Source organism: Nocardia sp. NPDC058499, assembly GCF_042719915.1.
In the GTDB taxonomy this organism is placed as follows: Bacteria; Actinomycetota; Actinomycetes; order Mycobacteriales; family Mycobacteriaceae; genus Nocardia.
Genome location: NZ_JBHXMZ010000005.1, coordinates 206,853 through 219,549, shown reverse-complemented (window position 1 = coordinate 219,549; position 12,697 = coordinate 206,853). Strand labels below are relative to the sequence as shown.

Genomic DNA, 12,697 nt, shown 5'->3' with positions numbered 1-12,697 from the left:
AGGACATGTAGATGTCGGACATTGCCATAGTCGGTATCGGCTGCCGATTCGGCGGGGGGATCGACTCCCCGGAATCGTTCTGGGATTTCGTGGCCGGTAAACGCGATGCCGTCGTCGAGATCCCCGCCGACCGCTGGGATTACCGGCGCTACTACGACCCCGAAAAGCGGACCCCTGGCCGCAGCTACACCAAACGGGGTGCATTCCTCACCACCGACCCCTGGGAATTCGATCCCGATTTCTTCGGTATCTCCCCGCGCGAGGCCACCGGACTCGACCCGCAGCAGCGTCTCCTGCTCGAGGTCACCTGGGAGGCACTCGACGACGCCGGGGTCGCCGGTAAGGCCGGCGGGGAATCGGTCGGTGTCTACATCGGCGGATTCGTGGTCGACCAGTCCGTGGTCGGTGTGGTGGGCCCGGCGCTGGCGCATGTGGATATGCACACTGCAGCGTCGGCGTCCTACACCATGCTGTCCAACCGGATCGCCTATGCCCTCGACCTGGTCGGGCCCGCACTGACCATCGATACCGCCTGTTCCTCGTCGCTGGTGGCGTTCCACCTGGCCTGTCAGGCACTCGAGAACGGCGACTGCACGATGGCCCTGGCCGGCGGGGTGAATGTCATGCTGCAGCCGGAAACCTTCGTCATGATGTGCAAGGGCGGCTTCCTGGCGGCCGACGGCCGCTGCAAATCCTTCGATGCGGCCGGGGACGGCTACGGCCGCGGCGAGGGCGGCGGGATCGTCGTTCTCAAGAAACTCGACGAGGCAGTGCGCGACGGCGACCGCGTCTACGCGGTGGTCAAAGCCACCGGGTCCAACCAGGACGGGCGCACCGCGGCCATCACCGTGCCCAACGCCGATTCCCAGGAAGCGCTTGCACGGGCGGTCTGCACGCGGTCGGGGCTCTCGCCCGAAGAGATCACCTATGTCGAGGCACACGGCACCGGCACACCGGTGGGCGACCCGATCGAACTGCGGGCCCTGGGCACGGTCTACGGCGCGGCCGGCCGCCGCCCCGAATCGCTCGGTGTGGGCTCGCTGAAGGCCACGCTCGGGCATACCGAGGCCGCTTCCGGGATCGCCAGCGTCATCAAATCGGCACTCGCCCTGCAGCACCGCACCATCCCGCCGCAGGGCTGGCTCGACGAACCCAACCCCGATATCCCGTTCGCCGACCTCAATCTGCATATTCAGCTCGAGCCGCAACCGCTGCCCGCGGACGCGGGGCCGATGACGATCGCGGTGAACGGCTTCGGCTACGGCGGCACCAACGCGCATACGATCCTGCAGGAGTTCCGGCCGGCCACCGCGACCCCGGCAGACCGCGAACGCCACCATCTCGGGGTACTGCCGCTTTCGGCGCGCAGCGCCCCCGCGGTCCGTGCCATGGCGGGCCGGTTCGCCGATCTGCTCGAGGCCGGCGCGGACCCGGATCATCTGGCCGAGGCCGCGTGGACCCGGCTGGCGCACCACCAGTTCCGCACCGGAGTGCCGCTGCGGGAACGCGCGGAACTCGTCGCGGAACTGCGGCAGTACGCGGGCGGGGAGGGCCGCGATGCGGTGCGCACCGTCTCCCAGCGCACCGACGAACCGGTGTTCGTCTTCTCCGGGATGGGGCCGCAGTGGTGGGGTATGGCCCGCGAACTGCTCGCCGCCGACGGGGTTTTCGCCGCGACCGCGCGCACCGTCGACGCCGCGTTCGCCGAGGTGGCCGGCTGGTCGATCCTCGAAGAACTGCTGCGGCCCGAGGAGGAATCCCGGGTCACCGCGACCGAGGTCGCACAACCGGCGAACTTCCTGGTACAGGTGGGACTGGTGGCCGAACTCGCGCAGTACGGAATCACTCCGGCGCGGATCGTGGGCCATAGCGTCGGCGAGGTATCGGCCGCGTATGTGACCGGGATGCTCACTCTGCGTGAAGCCGTCTCCGTCGCCTACCACCGGTCCCGGCTCCAGGCCACCACCGCGGGAAAGGGCGGGATGCTGGCCGTCGGCACCGGCGCGGACAAGGTCCGCGAGTATTTCGGCGACGACGATGCGGTGGATATCGCGGCGGTCAACAGTCCCGGATCGCTCACTCTGGCCGGTGATGTGGACCGCCTCGACGAGATCGCCGAAAAGCTCACCGAGGACGGCGCCTTCGCCCGTACGCTGCGGGTCGAGGTGCCCTACCACAGCCGGTTCATGGATCCGATCCTCGACGAACTGCGCACCGCCCTCGCGGGTCTGTCCCCGCGGGCACCGCGGATCCCGCTGGTGTCCACGGTGACCGCGGAGGCGGTGGTGGAGGCCGAGGACGGTTTCGACGCCGAATACTGGTGTGCCAATGTCCGGCAGCCGGTCCGCTTCGCCGGCGCGATCGCCGGTCTGGTCTCCGCCGGGCACCGGGTATTCGTCGAAGTCGGGCCGCATCCGGTGCTGTCCGGCAATATCCGCGAAGTGCTGCTCGCCGCCGGCGAGAACGGTGCGACGGTTGCGACCCTGAACCGTAAGGCGCACGACGCCGACAGTATCTGCCGCGCGATCGCCGGGGTGTACGCCGCCGGAGTCCTCGATATCGCGGCACTGTTCCCGCCGGAGTGCCCCGCCACCGAACACCTGCCGCTGCCGCGGTATCCGTGGCAGAACACCCGGCTGCACAATCCGCTGCCGCTGTTCGAACAGCTGCGGCTCGGCAGCCCCGGCACCTATGCGATGCTCGGCGACCCTGATGTGGAGGGCCGGCCGGGCTGGATGCTGCAGGTCGGGACCGAACTGCTGCCGTGGCTGCCCGATCACGTCGTGGGCGGTATGCGGATCATGCCCGGCGCGGCATATCTGGACGCGGCATTGAGTGCGGCCGCCACCCGCTCCGGTGACATACGCGTCGCGCTCGAGGATGTGCGGTTCGTGGCCCCCCTGGTCATGGCGCAACCGGATGTGCCGTTCCTGGAACTGGGTATCGAGGAGGGCGGCGGCCGGTTCCTGATCCGGTCGCGCAGCGCCACCGGATCGGTGTGGACGGTGCATTCCACGGGCCGCATCCTCAACGGCAGTTACGAGACGATCGTGGATACGGTGCCGGAACCGGAATCCGCGGTCGACTTCGAGCCGGAACTGTTCTATGCGGCCCTGGCCTCGCGCGGACTGCAGTACGGTCCGGCGTTCCGGCGGGTCACGGCGGTGCGGGCCGGACGCGATGCGGTGGTCGCCACCGTCGATGCGACGATCGCCGCCGGCTCCGGGCATCTCGCGCATCCCGCGGTGGTGGACGCCGCGATGCAGACCGTGGCGCTGCTGTTCGCACAGGACGGGATCGGCGACGGTGCGATGGTTCCGGTCGGGGTCGAGGCCGTGCGGATGTACCGGGAGCTGCCCGAGGAGGTGACCGTTGTCGCGCGGCGTGATCCGGAATCGGGGCGCCTCGCGGATGTGCGGTTGCTCGGCGCCGACGGCACGCTGTGCCTGCACCTGATCGGGGTACGCCTCGGCGCCCTCACGCCCGGGGGCAGCCCACTGCAGCGGATGGCCGATTTCTACTACTCCGACACCATGGAACCTGCCGAACCCATCGATACCGTGGCACTCGGTGAGACCGGTACCCCGGCGACAGTCGTTCTCGCGCTGGGCGACAGCGATCGCGCCCGGGCGCTGGCCGCCACACTGCCCGGCGCCCGGTACCTGCTCACCACGGGCGACGATCCCGATCTCGAGACCGAGCTGACCGAGATGCTGCGCACGGGCACGGACGATCCCGGGACCGACCGCGTCCATCTGGTGGTCGTGGCCGGACGTATCGAAGACGATCTGGCCGACCTGTGGACGCTGAAACGGATCGCGGTCGCCACCCACGAATTCGTCGCACCCGGTGAGGGCGATACCCCGATCGTCGGTATCGGCGGCGACGGTTCTTGCCATATCACGCTGGTCACCGAACGCGCCTTCGCCCTGCCGGATACGCCGGTACCGCCGGAGTCGCGCCAGGCTGCGCTGGCCGGCGCGCGGCGGGTGCTGCTGAACGAACAGCCCGCGCTGCGCTGGCGGCTCATCGATACCGAGCCCGGTACCGCCCTCGACGACCTCATCGCCGAACTGGGCGTCCCCGGCGCATTCCAGTACGACAACTCCGACGAGGTGCTGCTGCGCGACGGCGCGCGCTGGCTGCCGCGGGTCACCACCCCGCTGCAGGAACGTATCGACGTCCTGGACACCGCGGAACCGCTCACCGACCCCGAGGCCGATTTCGAGCTCGAGATCCCGAAATCGAAACTGTTGTCCGCGTTGGCCTGGCGGCGCACCCCGCGGCGAGATCCCGGGCCGGGTGAGGTGGAGGTCGGAATGCGCATCATCGGCCTCAACTACAAGGACCCGCTCAAGGTCATGGGAATTCTCGGCGAACGCGAACTCGCCGAAACGTTCTTCGGCACGAGCCCCGGGATGGAAGGTGTCGGCGCCGTCACCCGCGTCGGTGCCGGGGTCAGCGATATCGCGGTCGGCGATCTGGTCGCACTGGCGGCGAAAGGCATGATGCGGCGGTACCACATCGTCGACCGCTCGGCGGTCATCCCGCTGCCCGAGGGCACCGATCCCGCGGTGTGCACCAGCACCACCGCGTTCGGCACCGCCGAGTACTCCCTGCTCGACCTCGCCCGCCTCGAACCGGGCGAAACCGTGCTCATCCACGGTGCCGCCGGCGGTGTGGGTTCGGCGGCGATCCAGGTGGCCAAGGCGCGCAGGGCACGAATCATCGGGACGGCGAGTACCGAAGAGCGGCGGGCACATATCCGCGAACTCGGGGCCGACCACGCGTTGAATTCGCGGTCGCTGAACTTCGCCGACGACGTCCTCGCCCTGACCGACGGCGCCGGCGTGGACGTGATTCTCAGTTCGGCGCCGGGTGAGGCCCTGCGGCAGAACTTCAAGGCGATCCGGGAATTCGGGCGCATCGTCGAGGTCGGCAAGGCCGATATCTACACCGGCGGCCTGCTCGAACTGGCCGTATTCGACAAGAACCTGTCCTACTTCTCGATGGACCTCGACCGTATGTGCCGGTTCCGGCCGCGACAACTGGCGGATCTGCTGCGCCGGGTGGTGGAGAAGTTCCAGACCGGCGAATACCGGCCGCTGCCCTACGAGTTGTACGGGACGCACGAGGTCGCCAAGGCCTTCGACGACACCATCCGCTCGACCCGGATCGGCCGGATCGCGCTGTCGATGGCCGACGAGGCGCCACCGGTCCGGCCGATGCTGCCCGAACTCGAGATCGACCCGGCGGGAACCTATCTCATCACCGGCGGATTCGGCGGTTTCGGTATGGCCACCGGAACCTGGCTCGTCGCCAAGGGCGCGCGCCGGCTGGTGCTGGTGGGTCGCAGTGGTGCCGCCACACCCGCGGCCCGCCGGCAACTGGCCGCCTGGCGGGCCGCGGAGGTCACCGTGATCGAGGAACGGGCCGATATCGCCGACGCCGACGCCGTCACCGCGTTGGTGGCCCGCGCACACGATCCGCGGTATCCATTGCGTGGTGTCTTCCACGCCGCCGGGGCGGTCGCGGACAACCGGGTCGAACATATGGACGCCGAGCAGCTGGCGCGGGTCTACCGGTCGAAAGTGCACGGCGCGCGGTTAGTGCACGACGCGGTCACCGGGGCCGGGGCGCGACCGGATATGTTCGTGCTGTACTCCTCCGGCGGCTCCATGTTCGGGATCTTCGGTCAGTACAACTACACCGCCGCCAACCTCGCCGTGGAAGCCCTCGCCGAGGAATGGTCGCGGGCCGGGGAACGGGTGCTGTGCGTGGGCTGGGGCCATATGTCCGGCGCCGCCGGCGGTATGGCCGCCGACGAGAAGGTCGCGAAATACCTGGAGCTGGCCGGTTTCGGGGCCATCGATATGGCCGACGGCACCCTCTACCTGGAACAGGCCCTGCGACTGGGCGTCACCCGGGCCGCCGTCATCCCCACCGACTGGTCGAAACTCACCGCGGCCTTCCCGCAGATGAGCCGCACCGGACGGCTCGCCGCGCTCGTCGCGGCCTCGGTCCAGGACAACTCGATGCTGGCGAAACTGAAAGCCGACCTGACCGCCCTCGATGAGGGTAAACGCGGGCAGGCCATGGCCCGGATGCTCGCCGACCAACTGGCCGTCGTGATGGGGGTACAACCCGACACCATCGACCTGACCGTACCGGTCACCGAACTGGGCCTGGATTCGCTGATGGCGGTCGAATTCGGTTCCCGGGTCAGCAAACAGCTCGGCGTCGAGCTCATGTCGCTGCAGATGGGGCGCGCGTTCAGCCTCGAACAGGCGGGGCCGAAAGTGGCCGAGCTGATTCTGGCCACCGATCCGGCGGCCGGGTTCGCGGCGTCCCTGCCGGGTGCCGCACCCGGACCGGACGGGTCCCCTGATACCCCGCCCGTCTCCTCCGCGAAAGTGGCTGCGCCCCGGAATCCCGGAACTGCCACCGCCAACGGCAACGGCAACGGGACGGGGAACGTGGACGGTAGTGCCCGGGCCGACGGCGCCGCCGACGGCAGCACAACCGACAGCAACAGCACGGCAGAAGGCGACGGTGTGGTTCGCGCGCCGCACAGTATTGCACCGCAGGCGTACACAGCGGCGGCGAGCGCCGGTAACCTCCCGCAGGCACCGGGCAGTGGCGCCGAGCCCGTAGCAGGCAACGGCGGCGAATCTGCAGGGGCCAACGGCACCGAGTCCGTGGGGAGCGCGGGCGTATTGCTCGGCAGGGAGGCTCCGCGGTGATCACCGGCACCACGGCAGACGCCCGGGCCGGAGCCGGGGCGGGGGCGGGGGCCTGGGCAGCCTTCGCCGGCTGTCTGCTCTCGGTGTTCATGCAGATGATCGACGTGACGATCGTCAACACCGCGCTACCCGAGATCACCACCGATCTGCACGCGAGTTCCGCACAGCAATTGCTCATCGTGTCCGGGTATTCGCTGGCCTTCGCGTGCACCCTGCTTGCCGCCGCCCGGCTGGGTGCCCGGATCGGGCGGCGGCGGATGTTCCTGTTCGCGGTCGTCGCGTTCACCGCGGCGTCGGTGTGGTGCGGTACGGCCGACAGTGCCGGCGAGCTGGTTCTGGCGCGGATCGTCCAGGGTGTGGCCGGCGGGGGGATGGCGGCGCAGACCATCGCGATCCTCACCGCCCTGTTCCCGCGCCGGATGCATACCCAGGTGTTCGCGCTCTACGGCGCCACTTCGGGTTTCGCGGGCCTGCTCGGGCCTATCCTGGGTGGCGGCCTGGTCACCGCCGATATCGCCGGGCTGGGTTGGCACAGTATTTTCCTGATGAACCTGCCGCTGGGGGGCGTGGCCTTCGTCCTCGCCTGGCGTTTCCTGCGCCTGGAGACCCCACCACAGCGGGTCCGAATGGATTACCCCGGCATAGTTCTCTGCGCGGCAACGCTTTTCGCTCTCCTGTACGCATTGTCGGAGATCCATCTATCCGGCTGGCGACCGATTCCGTGCCTGATCGTCGTGGTGGCGCTCGGGCTGGGCGCGCTCACCCTGCTCCACGAACGCGCCGCAACCCGGCGCGATACCGGGCCGCTGGTGCGGCTGGATCTGTTCACCGACCGCGGTTTCGCGGTCGGCTCGATCGTGATCACCGGATTCTTCGGGGTGTTCACCGCCTTCGTGTTCGCCATTTCCATCACCCTGCAGGAGGTGCTGGAGTTCTCGGCGCTACGCACCGGGATCGCGATGACGCCGTTTGCACTCGGCGCAGGCGCCGGTGCCCTGCTGTCGCCGATCCTGGTGAAACGGTGGGGAGTGCGGGTGCTCGCGGGTGGTCTCGTGCTGTACGCGGCCTGTGTGCTCATGGGGGTGGTGTATGTGAACATCACCGGCGGGCAGGTGAACATGCTGCTGTGCGCCGCACCGGTTCTCCTGTGCGGGTTCGGCGCCGGGGTTTTCGCGGTACCGCTGCAACCCCTCATGCTGTCCGGTCTCGACGATGCACAGATGGCCGAGGCCTCCGGGCTGGTACCCACTATCGAGCAGATCGGCAACGGCGTCGGTCTCGCACTACTGGCGACGGCGTTCTTCCGCGCCCATACGCTCGGCGGCAGCACCGTGATGCTGTCGGCGATCGCGGTGGTCGCGCTGGTGCTTGCCGCCGTCACGCTGGCCCTTCCCGAACCGGCCACGCCGGACAATTCCGCTACGGCACGCGCGCCGGCGGTGAACTGAGGAACACGAGATGGTCGATTTCGGACTCATCGACGAATGGAATCCCGCGCCCGGGCGGGTGGTGAGCTGGGAGGCGACCGACGCCGCGCGGGCCGCTGCCGCCGCGGCGCCGGCGCATAGTGCGCCACCCTCGCATCAGCAGGAGCACTATCTGCGACAGGCGCACCGTAATACCGGCACCGCCTACCGGAGTTCCGGGCTGTGCCTGGTCACCGCGGAGGTCCCGGCCGTGCTCGACCGCGCGGCGATGACCCGGGCGGTCAACGAATTCCTCACCCGCAACGATACTTTCCGCAGCTGGTTCGCCCTCGAACCGGACGGCTCACTGCGGCGGCACCTCATGGAACCCGGCGAGATCGAATTCGAGCCCGTCGATCACGGCCCGCTCGCCGATGCTGCCGCGATCCGGGAGCTCGCGCAGACGCGTACACCCGCCCCCACCCGGTGGGACTGTTTCACCTTCTGGGCCGTCGAACACGAGGAATCCACCACGGTGTTCATGGCGATCGATCATCTGCACACCGACGGCGTGGGCCAGCACATCTCGTCGTTCGAACTGGCCTGCCTGTATGCGAAACACGCCTGGGACGAAGCGCCGCCCATCCTCCAGCCCGCCAGTTACACCGAGTACTGCGCCCGCGAACGCGCCGCCTCGGCGCGGCTATCGCTCGCCTCCCCGGAGGTCGGCACGTGGTTGCGGTTGTTACGCGGCAACGACGGCGAACTGCCGTCGTTCCCGCTGGATCTCGGTGCGCGTGACGGCGATACGCACCACAGCGCACACCGCACGATGACATTGTTCGACGAGGACGCGGCGGCTCGTTTCGAGAAGGTCTGCCGGGACAACGGCGGCGAGTTCGCCGGTGGCGTGTTCGCCGCGGCGGCGCTGGCCGAACGCGAACTCGCCGACAACGACTACTATTTCGGCATCACACCGCTCAACACCCGGTCCACGTTCGAGGAGATGGCCTCCATCGGCTGGTATGTGGCCCTGGTTCCGGTCGCGTTCCCGATCGGGATCCGTGCCACGTTCGAACGGACGGTGGCGCGGGCCCAGCGGGCCTACGAGAACGGTATGCGGCTGAAAACCACCACGATCCACCGGGTGCTCGAGCTGGCACCGGCCGATAGCGGTATCGCGGTCGGGCCGAACTGGTCCAACCCGATGATCTCCTATGTCGACGCCCGCGATTTCGCCGGTAGCGAGTTCTTCGATATCGCCCGCAGCGGTCTGTACGGTAATCGCGCGGCCAGCGAGGAAGCCCTCATCTGGGTCAACCGGTTGCCGTCCGAGACCACGGTCAGCGTGATCTACCCCGATACTCCGGTCGCCCACGATTCGGTGCGGCGTTATCTGGACACACTCGCCGGGATCATCCGGGCGGCCGGGGCCGAACGCCGGTAAGCCGGACCTCAATCCACCGCGAGGGCTTCGACTATCGGCATCCGCGCCGCCCGCAGGGCCGGCGGAACGGAACCGAGCAGCGCCAGCAGCAGGGCGACCACCCCGTACACCACCAGCAGCGGACTCGGTTCGTAGACGACGTCGATGGTCATCGCATGACCGATGGCGATCGCGGACAGATACTGCACCGCGGCGCCGACGAGCAGGCCGAGCACCGCGCCGATCAACCCGATCCCGGCGGCCTCCGCCAATACCGAACGCAGCAGGAAACGGCGACTGGTCCCCATCGCCCGCAACACCCCGATCTCGCGGCGGCGGTCCAGAACCGACAGCATCAGGGTGTTCAGGAGCGCGATGGTCGCCACCAGTACGACGATCCAGAGAATATTCGTCGCCAGCGCCGTTCCCTGGCGCAGGCTCGCGGAGGTAGCGGCGACGGCTTCCCGGCCGGAATCGATATAGAGCTCGGGCGGCACCACCCGCCGGAGTTCGGCGCGGACGGTTTCGGGGTCGGCACCGGGGGCCAGGTCCACGGCCAGGGTGGTCTCCCCCGGCCGTTGATACCAGCCGCGCATCCGGTCGAGATCCATCATGATCACGCCGGCGATGGCGGAGAAGTACGGGATCACCTGCAATACCCGGACCTCGTGGCGGCCCGCCGGCGTCGGCAGGGTGAGGGTGTCACCCGCGGCGACCTGCAATGACCGGGCGATATCCCGGGAGACGACCACACCTTGACCGGTCACGAGCAGGCGGGCGGTTTCCGGGCTGATCTCCGAGCTCAGCCTCGTATTGTCGGAGCCCGCCGGGAACCCCTGCAGCAGGACCCGCCCGGCGCCGACACTGGCGAACGCCAGCTGCGCCGGATTCACCGCCGCGACACCGGGCACCGCTTCGAGTCGTTCCTCGAGGCCGTCGGGGAGCAGCGGGCCGGTCGGGAACTGGGCCATGGACCCAGGGGTGACCCAGAAGTCGGTCGCGGCCAGGTTTTCGAAACTGGCCCCGGCCGAATCGACCACATTGCGGGTCGCGCTGCCGGTGGACACGACGGCCGCCACCCCGATCAGCACTGTCATCGCGGTGGCCCAGACCCGCCGCGGTGCACGTTCGAGGGTGGTGGCGCCCAAGGCGCCCGGACCACCGAACAGCCGGGCGATTGCACCGGCCGCACGCACGATCGGGCCGGTGGCCGCGAAACACAGCACGATCGCGGCACCGAAGGACAGTGAGATCGAGGCCAGCGACCATATCCCGAAATCGGTTTCGGCGAGGTAGATTGCGGCGCCCACCATGAGCAGGCCGAGGACCACCGCCGCCCAGCGCAACGCCGGGCGCAGGGTATCGGCGGCCGCGGCGCCCACCGGAACCAGCGCCTCGATCGGCTGGACCCGGTACACGGCACGGGCCGCGAACGCCGAGGCGGCCACACTGGCCAGCACACACAACGCGATGGCGACGGGGACCGCGTAGCCAGGTAACTGATATTCGGTGCGGGCCTCCACCGATTGCAGGATGGCGGCGGGCAGTTGGTCGATGGCGATACGCCCCATGAGAATGCCCGCGCCCGCGCCGAGGATACCGCCGAGTATCCCGACCGCTACCGCCTCGGCCAGCAGATCACGCACCATCGGCGCGCGGCGGCCGCCGATCGCCCGCAGCAGCGACAGTGTGGGGCGTCGCTGGGCGATCGCCATGGCCATCGCGTTGTAGATCAGGAAGGCCGAGACCACCAGCGCTGCCGCGGCGGCCATCAGGGTGGAGTAGCGGATGATCATCACCGCACCGCCCGCCTGGGCGGCGCGCAAGCCCGGGTCGGCGACCACCGCCCGGCCGGCGACGGTATCGGTCAGGGCGGTACGCAGCCGTTCGATATCGGTGCCGGGTTCGGCGATGATCTGGATGGAATCGAGTTGCCCGGTGCGGCCGGTGAGTTTCTGTGCGGTCGCCAAGGTGGTGGCGATCAGGTATCCGCCGTTGAGCTGCCCGGCGCCGTCGGTGTCGAGTATCCCCGCCACGGTCGCGGTGCCGGAGCCGAGCGGAAATGTCTCGCCCTCCCGGTATCCCATGGCGGCGCCGGTCAGCACGCCGTTGGGAACGGTCAGCAGTTTCGCGGCGTCCGAGCCCAGCGATCCGGTGAGCGAACTGCCCAGTTCGGCGATCCGGGCGTCCGCCCCCACCAGCAGCGCCCGGTCCGCGTCGGCACCGGTCTGCGCACGCAGCATCGGTACCGCCGTCCGCACTCCCGGGGTCGCCGATACCGCGCCCAGCAGATCCTGGCCGAACCCGGCATCGGTGATACCGCTGATCTCGAGCTGGGCCTCGCCACCGAGACCGGCGACGAGTTTGTCCACCGACCCGGTGACCGATCCGGAAATACTGAACACCGCGACCAGCAGCGCCGCCGATACGGCCATCACGATCAGCGACATGAGCGACCGGCCCCGGTGGATCAGCAGATCACCGATATTGAACAGCCGGAACCGATCCCAGCCCGCGGCGATCATCGCACTCCCCGCTCGCCGTGTTCGGCCATGCGACATATGGCCCGGTTCCGCCTGACGTCCACTCTCACAACCCCGGTCCTGTCCCCGCCCATTACGTCCCCGATGCCGTCCATCCTGGTGCATCCGGGCCCCTTACGCCATACCTCGAACCCTGTTCGGCGGCTCGTCCGAAGGCCGTTGCCCGGTATCGGCCACTTTCCGTACCGTCATCCGGACGGACCCGGCCCCGAGGGATACTCGGATTCCGCTCGTGGCCTGCGCCGGCCCCGATTGTCGTGGTCCCCCGTCTGCTGCCGAGCGCTACTCGCGCTCGGCGCGGGCGAACATCTCGAGGTGACCGCAGCGCACACACCGGTAGGTGTCGACCGCACGCCGAGGCCTGCCCAAGCGTTTGGCACCGCCGAAGATTCCGCGTGCCAGTGCGCCTTCGATCCAGCGCACATGCCCGCCGGATCCTTCCCCGCGATCCTCCAGGAAGCCTGGTTCCAGTTCCGTTCCGGCGCAGTAGGTGCACCGCAATTGCTTCATACGATCATGATCGCCGATCGGTGCGCGCTCGGCCCGGTGGCGTCGAACCGCCGGGCCCCGGCTTGCCGG

General features: G+C 68.9%; 5 protein-coding genes. 3 read left to right on the top strand and 2 right to left on the bottom strand.

Going from position 1 to position 12,697, the window contains the following annotated elements; all coding sequences use genetic code 11:
- The first annotated feature begins 11 nt into the window (after positions 1-11).
- From ACFWPH_RS17485 to ACFWPH_RS17475, 3 genes are read left to right on the top strand one after another with little or no spacing between them, the layout of a single operon-like run.
- Complete coding sequence (locus tag ACFWPH_RS17485) at positions 12-6,743, top strand: type I polyketide synthase (protein ID WP_378752137.1); 6,732 nt, start codon at positions 12-14, stop codon at positions 6,741-6,743.
- On the top strand, positions 6,740-8,191 hold the full coding sequence (locus tag ACFWPH_RS17480) for an MFS transporter (RefSeq protein ID WP_378752135.1): 1,452 nt from the start codon (positions 6,740-6,742) through the stop codon (positions 8,189-8,191). Before ACFWPH_RS17485 ends, ACFWPH_RS17480 begins: the two co-directional genes overlap by 4 nt.
- 10 nt (positions 8,192-8,201) lie before the next feature.
- Positions 8,202-9,596, top strand: a complete 1,395-nt coding sequence (locus ACFWPH_RS17475) for a condensation domain-containing protein (protein ID WP_378752133.1) — start codon at positions 8,202-8,204, stop codon at positions 9,594-9,596.
- Positions 9,597-9,604: 8 nt separating this feature from the next.
- Here ACFWPH_RS17475 and ACFWPH_RS17470 read toward each other — a convergent pair whose 3' ends face one another.
- Together ACFWPH_RS17470 and ACFWPH_RS17465 are read right to left on the bottom strand one after the other, a co-directional pair.
- On the bottom strand, positions 9,605-12,100 hold the full coding sequence (locus ACFWPH_RS17470) for an FtsX-like permease family protein (RefSeq protein ID WP_378752131.1): 2,496 nt from the start codon (positions 12,098-12,100) through the stop codon (positions 9,605-9,607).
- Positions 12,101-12,400: 300 nt separating this feature from the next.
- Positions 12,401-12,628 carry a hypothetical protein gene (locus ACFWPH_RS17465; protein ID WP_378752129.1) on the bottom strand — a complete coding sequence of 76 codons (228 nt, stop codon included), beginning with the start codon at positions 12,626-12,628 and terminating at the stop codon, positions 12,401-12,403.
- Positions 12,629-12,697: the final 69 nt, after the last annotated feature.